We start from the raw sequence: 14,711 nt of genomic DNA, 5'->3' as shown, positions 1-14,711 counted from the left end.
CTGCGCGGCAACCACTGAGCGGCAACCGCTGCGCGGCAACCGCTGCGCGGCAACCACTGAGCGGCAACCACGCCACTGCGCCAGCCGGGTGACTTACCGTCACCCATGCGGTGAACGTCCGCACCCGGCCCGGCGGCGGCTCCTAGGTTGGGGCGGGTGCGCACCGCCCTCGGCCTCCTCGCCACCCTCGCCCTGCTCGCCCCGGCCGCCCCTGCGTCGGCCACCCACCCGGCCGGGTTACCCCGGCCCAGCACCGCCGTGCTGCTGGAGTTGGCCACCGAACCCGCCGCCACCGCCTGGCGACGCGCCCAGGACGGCGCCCGGCGCGAACTCCGCACCCCCGACCAGACCCGGCGCGCCGCGGCCGCCGCCGGCCGCGCCCAGCGGGCCGCCGCCGAGCGCTCCCTGGACACCCTGACCGCCACCCTGCGGCGCGCCGTCCCCGACGCCCGCCCGCTGTACCGCACCCACACCCTGGCCAGCGGCCTCGCCCTGCGGCTGCCCGCCGACCAACTCCCGCGCCTGGCCGGGCTGCCCGGCGTCAAGGCCGTCCACCCCGTGACGCTCAAACAGCGCACCAACGGCCACGCGGTGCCGCTCAGCGGCGCCCCGAAAGTCTGGGGCGGGCCGGAGGGGCACACCGGCGAGGGCGTCCGGATCGGCATCGTCGACTCCGGCATCGACTACACCCACGCCGACTTCGGCGGCCCCGGCACCCCCGAGGCCTACGCCGCCGTGGACGGCGCAAGGCCCGCGCCCGCCGCGCTGTTTCCCAGCGACAAGGTGATCGGCGGCAAGGACCTGGTCGGCGACGACTACGACCCCGACCCGGCCGCCGAGCACTACCAGCCCGTCCCGCACCCCGACGACAACCCGCTCGACTGCGCCGCCAACGGCCACGGCACCCACGTCGCCGGCACCGCCGCCGGCCTCGGCGTCACCGTCGCCGGCAAGCCCTACCACGGCCCCTACCGGCCCGGCCTGAACCCCGCCGACTTCAAGGTCGCCCCCGGCGCGGCCCCCGGCGCCCAGCTGTACGCCATCAAGGTGTTCGGCTGCCACGGCTCCACCGACCAGCTCGCCGCCGCCCTCGACCTGGCCGCCGACCCGAACGGCGACGGCGACCTCGGCGACCGGCTCGACGTGCTCAACCTCTCCCTCGGCAGCCCGTTCGGCAGCCCCGACGACGCCGACGCCCTCGCCGCCGACCGGCTCGCCGCACTCGGCACCGTGGTGGTCGCCGCCTCCGGCAACGAGGGCGACGTGTACGGCATCGGCAGCAGCCCCGGCACCGCCGCCCGGGTGCTCACCGCCGCCGCCTCCGTGGACCCGCACGGCGACGCCGACGGCATCACCGTGCTCGCCCCCGCCGCCCTCGCCGGCACCGTCCCCGCGCACTGGAGCGGCCGGTACACCCAGTGGGACACCGCCACCGTCAGCGGCGAACTCGCCGTCCCCGCCGAGGACCTGGACGGCTGCGAGACCTTCGGGGACGGTGATGCCGGACGGCTGCGCGGAAAGATCGCCGTCCTGCGCTGGACCACCAGGGACGCCGACCGGGCCTGCGGCTCCGCCCCGCGCGCCGACCACGCCGCCGACGCCGGAGCCATCGGCGCGCTGTACGCCGCCGACGGCGACGACCTCGGCGAGATCGCCGGCGACGAACGGATCCCCGCCGCGATCCTGGCCCGCGCCGACGGCGAACGCCTGCTGACGGCCGCCCAGCACGGCCCCGTGACCGTCCGGCTCGCCGCACCCGGCAACCCGCTGCACGGCGCCGTCCCGCAGGACCAGCCGGAGCGCACCGACACCCTCGCCGCCTTCACCTCCCGCGGTATCGGCGTGGACGGCATCGTCAAACCCGATCTGGCCGCGCCCGGCGAGACCATCTGGTCCGCGAAAGCCGGATCCGGCAGCGGCGGCATGCGCGAGGACGGCACCTCGATGGCCACCCCGCAACTGGCCGGCCTGGCCGCACTGGTCCGCTCCGTGCACCCCGAACTGGGCGCCGCCGAGATCAAGGCCGCGCTCATGAACACCGCCACCGACACCTACCTGCACCACGACCGCACCGGCCCGGTCCACGGGCCCGAACGCACCGGCAGCGGCCGGGCCCGGGTGGACGAGGCCGTCCGCACCCCCGCCCTCGCCCACGGCACCCAACTCGACGGCGCGGTCGGCGTCTCGTTCGGCGTGATCGAAGCCACCGGGGCTCTCGCGGCCACCCGCGAGGTCGCGGTTCAGAACCTGAGTGACCGTCAACTCACCTACGCTGTCGGCTACTCCGCCGCCACCTCGGTCCCCGGCGCGAGCTTCGCGCTCTCGCCCGCCCGGGTCGTCCTCCCGCCGCACGGCACCGCGACCGTCACCGTCACACTCCGCCTCACCAGCGGCCTCGGCCGCGCCCCCGACCCCACCCTCGACCTGATCCAGGCCGGCCACGCCCGCACCTACCGCGGCGAACTCTCCGGCCGGCTCACCCTCACCCCCGCCGACCCCGCCCTGCCCTCGCTGCGCGTCCCGCTGTTCGCCGCCCCGCGCCCCGCGACCGACGCCACCGCGTTCGGCACCCCCGCCACCTTCGCCGTCGCCAGTGGCACCCGGCCCGACCTGCTCACCGTCCTGCAACCCGGCGGCACCTCCGAGTCCGAGCTGCGGTACGCGGCCGCCGCCGTGGACGACCAGGGCATGCTCTACCTCGCCGCCGTCCGGTCGGCCCCCGCCGCCACCCCCGCCACCGCCCACGCCGTCCGCGCCACCCTCGACCTCGACGGCGACGGCACCCCCGACGCCACCGTCACCGCCGAACGCCTCCCCGGCAGCGACGTCCTCATCGCCCGCACCCTCGACGCCCGCACCGGCGCCGAACTCGACGTCCAGCCCCTCAACGGCCGCTGGGGCGACACCGACACCGCCCTGCTCGACTCCGACACCCTCCTCCTCCCCGTCCGCCTCGCCGCCCTCCCCGCCGCCACCGCCCTCCACTACACCCTCCAGACCACCGCCACCCTCGGCCCGTACCCCCTCGACCTCACCCGCCCCACCCCCGTCCTCCACCCCGTCCGCCCCGGCGAGATCCTCCACACCCCGCTGCACGACGCCCTGCTGATCCACCACCTCAACCCGGTCGGGCAGCGCGTCCAACTCCTCACCCCGAAGGGTGATCCCGGGCGGGAAACCACCCGGTAGCCTGACAGCACAGGCCAGAATCCCCGCCATGGGAGCACTGATGAGCGTCGACCCGTACCCGGACTGGCTCCGCCCGCCGGTCGGCGGCTACACCGCCGACGACCTGGACCGACTGCCGGACCTCCCGCCGCACACAGAGCTGATCGACGGGAGCCTGATTTTCGTGAGCCCGCAGACGAGCTTCCACATGCTTGCGCTCCGAACCCTGGAATGGGCACTGGTCGCGGCGGTCCCGGCCGGTTGGGAGGTGTGGCGGGAGATGAACGTCAAGCTCAACCGGCGTAACCGTCTTGAGCCCGACTTGATGGTCGTCAATCAGCAGGCGGTCACCGGCCTGAAGCAGACCTACTGCGAGCCGAAGGACGTCCTGCTCGCGGTCGAGGTGGTCTCGGAGGAGTCCGAGGAGCGCGATCGCGAAGCCAAGCCCAGGAAGTACGCGGCCGCCGGCATCCGCCACTTCTGGCGGGTGGAGAACGACAACGGCCGGACGGTCGTCTATGTCTACGAGCTGGACCCGGCGACCAGCGCTTACGGTCTCGTGGGGATCCATCACGGCGTTCTCAAGCTCGATGTCCCCTTCCCCGTCGAGGTCGAGCTGAGCTGACGCACCGTCCAGATGGTGGACGGCGCGTGCTCAGGGCCTGGGACGGTTGTACTGTCCGAAACATGTCTCGCACCATTCGTCTCGCAGTGATCCCGGGTGACGGCATCGGCCAGGAGGTCGTGGCCGAGGGCCTCAAGGTGCTTCGTGCCGCTCTGCCCTCCGATGTGAAGCTGGAGACCACCGAGTACGACCTCGGTGCCCGGCTGTACCACCGGACCGGGGAGACCCTGCCCGATGCGGTGCTGGAGGAGCTGACGGGGCAGGACGCCATTCTGCTCGGTGCGATCGGGGACCCGAGCGTGCCGTCCGGGGTACTGGAGCGGGGGCTGCTGCTGAAGCTGCGCTTCGCCTTCGACCACCACATCAACCTCCGCCCCGGCAAGCTGTTCCCGGGCGTGCGGTCGCCGCTGGCGGGGCAGCCGGAGATCGACTTCGTGGTGGTCCGCGAGGGCACCGAGGGCCCGTACGTCGGCAACGGCGGCACGCTGCGCACCGGCACCCCGCAGGAGGTCGCCACCGAGGTCAGCCTGAACACCGCGTTCGGCATCGAGCGGGTCGTCCGGGACGCCTACCGCCGTGCGCAGGCCCGCCCGCGCAAGAAGCTGACGCTGGTGCACAAGAACAACGTGCTGGTGCACGCCGGCCACCTGTGGACCCGGATCTTCGAGCAGGTCGGCCGGGAGTTCCCCGAGGTCACCACCGACTACCTGCACGTGGACGCGGCGACGATCTTCTTCGTCACGCAGCCCGAGCGGTTCGACGTGATCGTCACCGACAACCTGTTCGGCGACATCCTGACCGACCTCGCCGCGGCCGTCACCGGCGGCATCGGCCTGGCCGCGTCCGGCAACATCAACCCGAGCGGCGAGTTCCCGTCGATGTTCGAGCCGGTGCACGGCTCCGCCCCGGACATCGCCGGCCAGGGCAAGGCCGACCCGACCGCCACCGTGCTCTCGGTCGCCATGCTGCTGGAGCACCTCGGCTTCGCCGCCGAGGCCGCCCAGGTCGAGGCCGCGGTCGCCGCGGACCTCGCCGAGCGCACCGGCCCCCGGTCCACCTCCGCGGTCGGCGACGCGCTCGCCGCCCGAGTATCGGGCTGACCCGGCCGGACAACAATTCCGGCCGACGGGCCGGTTCATATACGTACAGCCTCCCGGCTGTTCGGCACGGCCCTCTGGATGCGAGTATCGACAGTGGGCCGTGCCGTCATGCGTTCCTCCGCCCGGCGGTGGCCCAGCCAAAACCCACGGTGAAGGACAGACAGCCATGAGCACGCCCACCCAGGCGCCCATCACGTTCGACCTCAAGCCCTCGGCGCAGCCGCTGTCCGACGCGGAGCGCGAGGCCCGACTGGCCAACCCCGGCTTCGGCCGGATCTTCACCGACCACATGGTGACCATCCGCTGGACCGAGGGCCGCGGCTGGCACGACGCCCAGCTGACGCCGTACGCGCCGCTGGAGATCGACCCGGCCAACATGACCCTGCACTACGGCCAGGCGATCTTCGAGGGCCTGAAGGCCTACCGCCAGGCCGACGGCTCCATCGCGACCTTCCGCCCGGAGGCCAACGCCGAGCGCTTCCAGGCCTCCGCGCGGCGCCTGGCGATGCCCGAGCTGCCCGTCGAGGCCTTCGTCGAGGCGGTCGAGCTGCTGGTCCAGCAGGACCAGGCGTGGGTGCCCAGCCAGCCCGAACAGAGCCTCTACCTGCGGCCGTTCATGTTCGCCACTGAGGTCGGGCTGGGCGTGCGCCCCGCCAACTCCTACATTTTCATGATCATCGCCTCGCCGGCCGGCGCGTACTTCCCCGGCGGCGTCAAGCCGGTCTCGGTCTGGCTCTCCGAGGACTACGTCCGTGCCGCGCCGGGCGGCACCGGCGCCGCGAAGTGCGCCGGCAACTACGCGGCCTCCCTGGTCGCCCAGGCCGAGGCCGCCGCCAAGGGCTGCGACCAGGTGGTCTGGCTGGACGCCGCCGAGCACAAGTGGGTCGAGGAGATGGGAGGCATGAACCTCTACTTCGTCGTCGGCGAGGGCAAGGACGCCACCGTCGTCACCCCCGAACTCTCCGGCGCCCTGCTCCCCGGCATCACCCGCGACTCGCTGCTCGCCCTCGCACGCGACCTCGGCTACCGCTCCGAGGAGCGCAAGATCTCCACCGGCGAGTGGAAGCAGGGCAACGCCGACGGCACCATCACCGAGGTCTTCGCCTGCGGCACCGCGGCCGTCATCACCCCCGTCGGCCACGTCAAGTCCGCCACCGCCGACTGGACCGTCGGCACCGGCGAACCCGGCCCCATCACCATGCAGCTCCGCGAGGCCCTCCTCGCCATCCAGGGCGGCCAGCGCCCGGACACCCACAACTGGCTCCACAAGATCGTCTGACGCCGTCGGCCCGGGCATTCCGTGGCGGAATGCCCGGGCTCGATACCCTCGGAAAACTCCACTCGTTGAGCAGCTCGGATAGGAGGGAGGACCATGACCGCCGCGATGTACGACGACACCGACGTCTGGCGCAGCCCGGAGGATGACCTCCGCGAAGCCTTCTTGGCCCTGAAAACCCCGCAGGGCTTCAAGGCCGAGATCATCGAGGGAGAGATCATCGTGACACCGCCGCCGAACGGCGAGCACGAGACTGTGATCGGGCGGATTGTCAGGCAGGTCTTCCGGCGCAGTGCGAAGGATTTCGACTTCGCGCCGGGTACGGGCTTGATCGTGCCCAACGGCCGGTACGTTCCAGATGCCACGTTCACCGATAACGGAACGATGATGGACCGCGAGTCGTGGTCCAAGCCCGATGGCGTGCTGATGGTCGTCGAGGTGACCTCCGGTAATCCGAGCAAGGACCGCGAGGCCAAGCGCAAGGGCTACGCCGCAGCGGAAATTCCGCTGTACCTGTTGGTGGACCGGCAAGCCGGTCAGGTGGTGCTGCACAGCAGCCCGGCCAAGGGCGACTACACCTCCACCGCCACGGTGACTGTGGGAAACCCGCTCCTGCTGCCCGAGCCGTTCGGGTTCGAGCTCGACACCGCCGAGCTGTTCGGGTAGCCGTTCCGGATGGCGAGACGGGTTCTGGCGATGGAGAAGGTGTGTGCAAGACTGCAAAGGTGTCCTCGCTTTCGCTGATTATTAGCAGCAGGCGCGCCGGTCCGCAGTGACCGTTTCCGTGGCAACACCCTGATCGCGGAGCGACCACCAGCGTCCAGACCCGCGCGCAGACCTCTCGCACCCGCGAGGGGTCTTTTGTTTTGTCCCGGACCGGCCCGGGCCCTCACGAGGGGGCCGGAGACACCGGGGGAGCGCGCGGGATGCTGGACAGTGGAGCCGGATCACGATCCCGGCAAAATGCATGAAAATACTCCACCGAACGGAGAACCCAGGGCCATGACCGAGGCCAACAGCCGCCCGCACGACGGCTTCCACGTCTTCGACACCACGCTCCGCGACGGCGCCCAGCGGGAGGGGATCAACCTCACCGTGGCGGACAAGCTCGCCATCGCGCGCCACCTGGACGAGTTCGGCGTCGGCTTCATCGAGGGCGGCTGGCCCGGAGCCAACCCCCGGGACACCGAGTTCTTCGCCCGCGCGCAGGCCGAACTGGAGCTGAAGAACGCCCAGTTGGTGGCGTTCGGGGCGACCCGCCGGGCCGGCGGGAAGGCCGCGGAGGACCCGCAGCTGGCGGCGCTGGTGGCGTCCGGCGCGCCGGTGGTGACGCTGGTGGCGAAGTCCCACGACCGGCATGTGGAGCTGGCGTTGCGCACCACGCTGGAGGAGAACCTGGAGATGGTCCGGGACAGCGTGGAGTTCCTGCGCTCCCAGGGCCGCCGGGTGTTCATCGACTGCGAGCACTTCTTCGACGGCTACCGGGCGAACCCGGAGTACGCCCTGGCGGTGGTCAGGGCCGCACACGGGGCCGGCGCGGACGTGGTGGTGCTGTGCGACACCAACGGCGGGATGCTGCCGTCCGGCGTGCGCGAGATCGTCGCGACCGTGCTGGCGGAGACCGGCGCCCGGCTCGGCATCCACGCGCAGGACGACACCGGCTGCGCGGTCGCCAACACGCTGGCCGCGGTGGACGCGGGCGCCACGCACGTGCAGTGCACCGCGAACGGCTACGGCGAGCGGGTCGGCAACGCCAACCTGTTCCCGGTGACGGCGGCGCTGGAGCTGAAGTACGACCGCCGGGTGCTGCCGGCCGGCAGTCTCGCCGAGATGACCCGGATCTCGCACGCCATCGCCGAGGTGGTGAACCTGACCCCGTCCACCCACCAGCCGTACGTCGGTTTCTCGGCGTTCGCGCACAAGGCGGGCCTGCACGCCTCCGCGATCAAGGTGGACCCGGACCTGTACCAGCACATCGATCCGGAGCGGGTCGGCAACACCATGCGGATGCTGGTGTCCGACATGGCAGGCCGGGCGTCGATCGAGCTGAAGGGCAAGGAGCTGGGCTACGACCTGGCCGGCGACCGCGACCTGGCGGGCCGGGTGGTGGCCCGGGTGAAGGCGCAGGAGAACCTGGGCTACACCTACGAGGCGGCGGACGCGTCCTTCGAGCTGCTGCTGCGTGACGAGGTGAACGGCGGCGAGCGGCTGCGGTTCTTCGAGCTGGAGTCCTGGCGGACCATCAGCGAGCAGGGCCCGGAGGGCCGGGCGGGCAACGAGGCCACCGTGAAGCTGTGGGCGCGGGGCGAGCGGAAGGTCGCCACCGGCGAGGGCAACGGCCCGGTGGACGCGCTGGACAAGGCGCTGCGGGCGGCGCTGGAGCCGATCTTCCCGCCGCTGGCGAAGCTGGAGCTGGTGGACTACAAGGTCCGCATCCTGGAGGGCCAGCACGGCACCGGCTCGAAGACCCGGGTGCTGATCGAGTCCACCGACGGCACCGGGACGTGGTCCACGGTCGGCGTGGCGGACAACGTGATCGCGGCGTCCTGGGTGGCGCTGGAGGACGCCTACACCTACGGCCTGCTGAGGGCCGATCAGCAGCCGTAGGGGCAGTTGGTGCGAGGAAGTGCCCAGGGGGCGTGCGGAAGGCTCCGCACGCCCCCTGCTGGCGTGGCCATGCCCCCGTCCGGTCAGCGCAGGCGGGCGAGGAGGGCGTGTTCGACGAGGGTGATGAGTGCGCTCTTGGCGCTGTCCCGGCGTCGGGCGTCGAGGGTGATGATCGGGATGTCGGCGTTCAACTGGAGTGCCTCCCGGACCTCGTCGGCGGTGTGGGGTTGGTGTCCGTCGAAGCCGTTGAGGGCGACGACGAAGGGGAGTCCGCTGTTCTCGAAGTAGTCGAGGGCGGGGAAGCAGTCGGCGAGGCGTCGGGTGTCGACGAGGACGACGGCGCCGATGGCGCCGCGGACGAGGTCGTCCCACATGAACCAGAAGCGGTCCTGTCCGGGGGTGCCGAACAGGTAGAGGATGAGGTCTTCGTCGAGGGTGATGCGGCCGAAGTCCATGGCGACGGTGGTGGTCGTCTTGCCGGAGACGTGGCTGAGGTCGTCGATGCCGGCGGAGGCCGAGGTCATGACGGCTTCGGTGCGCAGGGGGTTGATTTCGGAGACCGCGCCGACGAGCGTCGTCTTGCCCACGCCGAATCCGCCCGCGACGACGATCTTGGCGGAGGTGGTGGCGCGGCTGGGGGCGGCCGCGTTAGAGCTTGCGAAGTCCACTGAGGACCCTTTCGAGCAGCGTGACGTCGGGCTGGTTGCCGGATTCACCGCCGGCTGCGGGCTGGTGGATGGCGACCAGGCCGGCCTCGGCCAGGTCCGCCACGAGAATGCGGGCCACCCCAAGGGGGAGGCCGAGCAGGGCGGAGATCTCCGCCACCGACTTCACGTCGGAGGCGCACAGCGAGCAGATCCGCTGGTGCTCGGGCAGCAGCGTGGCCAGCCGGGCCGGGTCGACCGACGCGGAGACCAGTGCTTCCAGGGCGAGTTCGTAGCGCGGCCGGGTGCGTCCGCCGGTCATGGCGAACGGGCGGATCAGCGGCTCGGCGTCCTCGTAGTCGTCGAACCCGTCGTCCTCGTAAGGCTGTTCGACCTGCGGCGCCTCGTAGCGGTGCGGCAGGTCGGCGGGGTCGTGCGGGAACGCCTCATGGCCGGGGTAGGCCTGGCCGTATCCGTCCGGCTGCTGGAACCAGCGCGGGTCGGACTGCGGGGGCAGGTACGACTGGCCACCGTTGTTGAACTGCGGCGCGTACTGCTGCTGCTGACCGTGGCCGACGCCGGGAGTCCCGAAAGCGTCGTGGCCGGAGCCCGCGTACGGGACGCCGAACTGGCCACTGTGGTCGGGCGGTGTCACGGTTCATCTCCTCAAAGGGTGCGGCGGTGCGTAGCGGGCCGCGTCGCCGGAGGAGCGCCGAGGCCGGTGGTGCGGAGGCCGTACAACGCCCGGTCCCGAGGCCGCCGAAGCGACCTCGGGACGGGCAATGAGGTCTTTCGAATACCAGGACGGTATCCGACGAACCGTCAGTGCAGGAGACTGCCCTGGAGTTCGGCCCGCAGAGCGGGCGTCAGGACCGCGCCCGCGCGGTCCACCAGCAGGGCCATCTCGTAGCCGACGAGGCCGATGTCGGAGTCCGGCGAGGCCAGCACCGCGAGCGCGGAGCCGTCGCTGATCGCCATCAGGAACAGGAAGCCCCGCTCCATCTCGACCACGGTCTGGGTCACGTCGCCGCCCTCGAAGATCCGGCTGGCGCCGGAGGTCAGCGAGGTCAGTCCGGAGGCGACGGCGGCGAGCTGGTCGGCGCGGTCCCGGGGGAATCCCTCGGACATGCACAGCAGCAGACCGTCGGCGGAGACCACCACGGTGTGGGACACCCCGGGGGTGTTGTCCACGAAATTGGTGATCAGCCAGTTCAGGTTCTGTGCGGCCTGGCTCATCTGGGTCAACTCAACGCTCCTGCTGGTTCGAGCCGCCGAAGAGATCGGTGCTGCTGTTGTGCGGTCCATCACCGTACGCCCCCTCATCGGGGTCGATCCGGAAACTACCGGTGGTCCCGGAGTCGCCGCCGGCCTGGCGGCCCTGCTCGACGCCGCGGCGCAGGTTGGTCAGGCGGCCGCGCACCTCGTTCGGGTCGCGGGAGACCTGCGGGCCTTCCTGCGGGGTGGGCTTGGCGTTGCCCGGCACCAGGTTCTGCCGCGGTACGCGGCGCGGCAGACCCGAGGGGGTCGTGCCCGCGCTGGACGGCTCGCGGAGCTTCTCCGCGCGCTGCCAGTCGCCGTCGTTGGGGGACTCCCACTCGCTGGGCGCGGTGGTCGGGCCGGTCGGACCGTAGCCGCCGAGCGCGGACACGTCGTGGCCGCGCGATTCGACCGGCTCCGAGGTGTCCTTCGCGCCGGTGAACCAGTTCGGGCTCTCCGCGCCCAGCCCGCCGCCCGCGCCCGCCAGCTGCTGGCCGGGCCGGCGCTGCGGCAGCCCGCTGTCGGTCGTCGACGGCGCCGGCGGCAGCGCCGGCAGTTCCTCGGTCGGGTACGGGTGCCCGGCCGGCTCCTCGTAGCCGTACTCCTGCTGCCGGTACTCGTCGGCGTACTGCGCCTCCGGGTACTGCTCGTCGCCGTACTGCTGGTCGCCGTACTGGGCGGCGTACGGCTGCTGGTACTCCTCGCCGTACTGCCGGCCGCCCTGGAACGGGTCGTCCTGGAAGGTGTCGTCCTGGTAGCCGGCCGGCGCGTACGGGGCCTGGTACTGCTCGGGCGCGTACGGGTCGTCCTGGTAGTGCTCCGCGGGCGTGTACGGGTCACGGCCGTAACCGGCGTCCTGGTAGCCGTACGTGTCGTCCTGGGCGCCCTGCTGGGGCTCGTAGGCGGCGGCGAAGGGGTCGGACTCCGGACGGCGGTAGTCGTCCCCGTACGGGGCCTGGTAGCCGTTCGCGGCGGGCTGGTCCTCGGAGTCGTACGGCGACTCCAGGATCTCCGCCTCCATCGGCTCCTCGAGGGTGGCGCCCGGACCGGCCTCCAGGGCGGCCCGGCGGCGCTCCTCCAGGCGCTGCGAGCGCTGCATGGACTCCAGCGCGGGGGAGAAGCCGTTGCCGCCGGCCGCGCCGTGGACGGGCAGGTGGTCGTCGAAGCCGAGCTCGGCGGCGGTGCGGTCCGCGCCGTCGAAGGACCACTCGGCGGGGGTCTCCTGCTCGGCGAAGATCCGCGAGACGGTGAACTCTTCGTTCTGCGCCTCGGGCACCGCGACCAGCGAGGTGAGCTGCTGCGGAAGCATCACCAGCGAGGTGGTGCCGGCCGATTCGCCCGAGGGGCGCAGCTGCACGCGGATGTCGTGCCGCTGGGACAGCCGGCCGACCACGAACAGGCCCATGCGCCGGGAGATGGTGGCGTCCACGGTGGGCGGTTCGGCGAGCTTCTCGTTGATCTCGGCGAAGTCCTCGGCGGTCAGGCCGATGCCCTTGTCGTGGATCTCCACCAGCACCCGGCCGTCCGGCAGGCTGGTGGCGTTGACCAGCACCCGGGTCTGCGGGGAGGAGAACGAGGTGGCGTTCTCCAGCAGCTCGGCGAGCAGGTGGACGAGGTCGGTCACGGCGGGGCCGACCACGTCGGCCTCGGGGATGCCGGCCAGTTCGATGCGCTCGTAGTGCTCCACCTCGGAGGCGGCGGCGCGCAGCACGTCGACCAGCGGGACGGGCGTGCTCCAGCGGCGGCCGGGCTCCTCGCCGGCGAGGACCAGGAGGTTCTCGCCGTTGCGGCGCATGCGGGTGGCCAGGTGGTCCAGCTTGAAGAGGTTCTCCAGCTGGTCCGGGTCGGCCTCGTTGTTCTCCAGGTCGGTGATCAGCGACAGCTGGCGCTGGATCAGGCCCTGGCTGCGGCGCGACAGGTTGGTGAAGATCGCGTTGACGTTGCCTCGCAGCAGCGCCTGCTCGGCGGCCAGCGAGACCGCCTGCTGGTGGACCTGGTCGAAGGCGCGGGCGACCTCGCCGATCTCGTCCTTGCCGTACAGCGGGATCGGGGTGACCGCGGTGTCGACCCGCTCCGGGTCGGTCTTGGAGAGCTTGTCGACCAGCTCCGGCAGACGGTGGTTGGCGATGTCCAGCGCGGCGGTGTTCAGGGTCCGCATGCCGAGGATCATCGAGCGGGCGATGTAACCGGTGAGCAGACCGGCCAGCACCAGCGAGGCGATCACGATCAGCGCGTTGAGCACCCAGTCGGTGAACGCCCGGTCCTTGATGCTCTGGGCGTCGTCGACGACCTGCTCGAGCAGCTCGGTCTCGGCCGTGCGCAGCGCGCTCATGTGGCTCTTGGTGGCCTGGTCCCACAGCGGGCGGGTCAGGCCGTCGGCGCCGGCCGAGGCGATGATCCTGGCTGCGGCGTCGCGGTCGGAGGCCGAAGCGGCCAGCTGGTTGCCGTAGTTCATGCCGACCGCCAGCAGCGCGATCATGCTGGGCATGGTGCGGCCGTCCGGCATGCGCAGCGGCAGGCGCTGGTCGGCGGTGGCCTGGGCGACCTCGGCGTCCGCGTAGACCTTCACCTCCTCGCTGCTGGACGCGGTGTTGAACTCGTCGCGGGCGGTCTGCTCCAGCTTGGCGGCGACCTGGAGGCCCTGGATCAGGTCCTGGCCCTCGTGGCCGTCCACGCCGCCGACGCCGAGGCCGACCAGCAGGTGGAGCATCAGCGCGCGCTGGGCCGAGGCGGCCGCCTTGGCCAGCGACATCGCGTAGATGGCGCGGCCCTTGGAGGTGACGTTGGAGGAGCCGAAGCCGACCGAGTTGTCCATCGACAGCAGCGGCGCGTACAGCATCGAGTACGCGTTGACGGTCGCGGTCGCGAACAGCTCCGGCTTGTAGGCGTTCTGCCGCAGGTGGGGGAGCCACAGGGCCATCGACTCGAACTGCGAGTTGCGGCGGGCGACCGTCGGGTCGTCCTTGATCTTGGCGAAGGCGGAACGGTAGGCGGCCAGCGCCTGGTCCGTCTTGTCCCGGAGCTTCTTCACCTCGCCCTGGTCGCCCTGGCCGGTGAGCAGCGGCACCAGGCTCTCGTCGCGCTCCTGTTGCAGCGCGTCGGCCAGGTTGGTCGCGGCGCTCGCCAGCTTCGCGATGCGCACCGCGCGGTCGGCGCTGCTGTAGTCGTCCAGCGAGGTGTTGACGCGCAGGCCGCCGAAGACCAGTGCGATCACCACGGGGATGACCAGGATGGCCACCAGACGGGTCGGCACTCGCCAGTTCAGCGGCGACAGGAAGTCGGGCCGGCTGCTGCCGCCCTGACGCTTGGCCTCCTTGGCGGCGGCGGGCCGCTCGGCGGACTCGCCGGCGGCGGCGGGGGCGGTGCGCTGCGGCTCGCCGCGGTCCTCGGCCGCGGTGAACGCGGAGAACTGACCTGTGGTCCGGCCGCTTGCCGGTTCCTGCTGGCGGGGCTCTGAGCGCCGCTGCGGGGTGACTGGCTGCTTACGCCTCACTCGACAACAACCTCTCGACCGACTGGCGGCCATGGATCTATCCGGCGGCTACCCCCCGACGGGCCGCGACCCGCTCGGATACTACGGGGTAGCTGGAATTCAACACGAGCCGGAGAAGCGGACATTCGGCTGCCCCGTCCCGCACGCCCGGGGCGGAAAGCGGACATTTGCGGTGGAACTTCCGCAAAGGTCTAGGCCGCTGGTGCGGACCGGAGCCGGGTGACTACGTACCGTCAGAAAAGCCGGGCAAATGTCTGTCGAACTGTTACCGGGGGGCGCGAACCATCCTTGGTACGCACCCCCCGGCGGGGCCTCGCGCCACTCATCGCAGGCGGGCGAGGAGGGCGTGTTCGACGAGGGTGATGAGTGCGCTCTTGGCGCTGTCCCGGCGTCGGGCGTCGAGGGTGATGATCGGGATGTCGGCGTTCAACTGGAGTGCCTCCCGGACCTCGTCGGCGGTGTGGGGTTGGTGTCCGTCGAAGCCGTTGAGGGCGACGACGAAGGGGAGTCCGCTGTTCTCGAAGTAGTCGAGGGCGGGGAA

The 14,711-nt window shown here is 71.7% G+C and carries 10 protein-coding genes and 1 pseudogene; 6 read left to right on the top strand and 5 right to left on the bottom strand.

Annotated elements, in window-relative coordinates; translation table 11 throughout:
* Positions 1-156: 156 nt before the first annotated feature.
* The 6 genes from ACFV18_RS31840 to cimA all read left to right on the top strand — a co-directional run bounded on the left by ACFV18_RS31840 (position 157) and on the right by cimA (position 8,776).
* On the top strand, positions 157-3,189 hold the full coding sequence (locus ACFV18_RS31840; RefSeq protein ID WP_380488773.1) for a S8 family serine peptidase: 3,033 nt from the start codon (positions 157-159) through the stop codon (positions 3,187-3,189).
* A 28-nt stretch (positions 3,190-3,217) separates the two neighbouring features.
* A complete protein-coding gene (locus tag ACFV18_RS31835) occupies positions 3,218-3,793 on the top strand; it encodes a Uma2 family endonuclease (RefSeq protein ID WP_380488772.1) in 576 nt (191 codons plus the stop codon).
* A gap of 62 nt (positions 3,794-3,855) precedes the next feature.
* Positions 3,856-4,893, top strand: coding sequence for a 3-isopropylmalate dehydrogenase (locus ACFV18_RS31830; protein ID WP_380488771.1), 1,038 nt, complete (start codon positions 3,856-3,858; stop codon positions 4,891-4,893).
* Positions 4,894-5,059: 166 nt separating this feature from the next.
* Complete coding sequence (locus ACFV18_RS31825; RefSeq protein ID WP_380488770.1) at positions 5,060-6,172, top strand: branched-chain amino acid aminotransferase; 1,113 nt, start codon at positions 5,060-5,062, stop codon at positions 6,170-6,172.
* Between the two features lie 93 nt (positions 6,173-6,265).
* The gene (locus ACFV18_RS31820) at positions 6,266-6,835 is read left to right on the top strand and encodes a Uma2 family endonuclease (RefSeq protein ID WP_380488769.1); all 570 of its coding nucleotides are present in this window, start codon (positions 6,266-6,268) and stop codon (positions 6,833-6,835) included.
* A 336-nt stretch (positions 6,836-7,171) separates the two neighbouring features.
* Positions 7,172-8,776, top strand: a complete 1,605-nt coding sequence (cimA, locus tag ACFV18_RS31815; RefSeq protein WP_380488768.1) for a citramalate synthase — start codon at positions 7,172-7,174, stop codon at positions 8,774-8,776.
* An 83-nt stretch (positions 8,777-8,859) separates the two neighbouring features.
* On the opposite strand, the gene ACFV18_RS31810 is transcribed toward cimA, so the two are convergent.
* From ACFV18_RS31810 to ACFV18_RS31790, 5 genes and pseudogenes are all read right to left on the bottom strand, one after another.
* Positions 8,860-9,444, bottom strand: a complete 585-nt coding sequence (locus tag ACFV18_RS31810) for an ATP/GTP-binding protein (RefSeq protein ID WP_035866431.1) — start codon at positions 9,442-9,444, stop codon at positions 8,860-8,862.
* Entirely contained in the window at positions 9,425-10,075 is a 651-nt protein-coding gene (locus ACFV18_RS31805; RefSeq protein ID WP_380488767.1) for a DUF742 domain-containing protein, read from the bottom strand. The genes ACFV18_RS31810 and ACFV18_RS31805 overlap by 20 nt, the downstream gene beginning before the upstream one ends.
* 167 nt (positions 10,076-10,242) lie before the next feature.
* A complete protein-coding gene (locus tag ACFV18_RS31800; protein WP_035873526.1) occupies positions 10,243-10,656 on the bottom strand; it encodes a roadblock/LC7 domain-containing protein in 414 nt (137 codons plus the stop codon).
* A 10-nt stretch (positions 10,657-10,666) separates the two neighbouring features.
* Positions 10,667-14,170: a nitrate- and nitrite sensing domain-containing protein gene (locus tag ACFV18_RS31795; protein WP_380488766.1), complete on the bottom strand. Its 3,504-nt coding sequence runs from the start codon at positions 14,168-14,170 to the stop codon at positions 10,667-10,669.
* Positions 14,171-14,492: 322 nt separating this feature from the next.
* A pseudogene (locus ACFV18_RS31790) lies at positions 14,493-14,711 on the bottom strand (ATP-binding protein); the annotation flags it as partial.

Origin of the sequence: Kitasatospora sp. NPDC059673 (genome assembly GCF_042734215.1) — a bacterium.
Classification (GTDB): Bacteria; Actinomycetota; Actinomycetes; order Streptomycetales; family Streptomycetaceae; genus Kitasatospora.
This window is presented reverse-complemented; position numbering and strand designations above follow the sequence as displayed.

Bases quoted from the DNA above. Each gene is read 5' to 3' on its own strand.
- ACFV18_RS31820 (WP_380488769.1), top strand. From the start codon at position 6,266: ATGACCGCCGCGATGTACGACGACACCGACGTCTGGCGCAGCCCGGAG.
- ACFV18_RS31800 (WP_035873526.1), bottom strand. From the start codon at position 10,656: ATGAGCCAGGCCGCACAGAACCTGAACTGGCTGATCACCAATTTCGTG.
- ACFV18_RS31835 (WP_380488772.1), top strand. From the start codon at position 3,218: ATGGGAGCACTGATGAGCGTCGACCCGTACCCGGACTGGCTCCGCCCG.
- cimA (WP_380488768.1), top strand. From the start codon at position 7,172: ATGACCGAGGCCAACAGCCGCCCGCACGACGGCTTCCACGTCTTCGAC.
- ACFV18_RS31825 (WP_380488770.1), top strand. From the start codon at position 5,060: ATGAGCACGCCCACCCAGGCGCCCATCACGTTCGACCTCAAGCCCTCG.
- ACFV18_RS31830 (WP_380488771.1), top strand. From the start codon at position 3,856: ATGTCTCGCACCATTCGTCTCGCAGTGATCCCGGGTGACGGCATCGGC.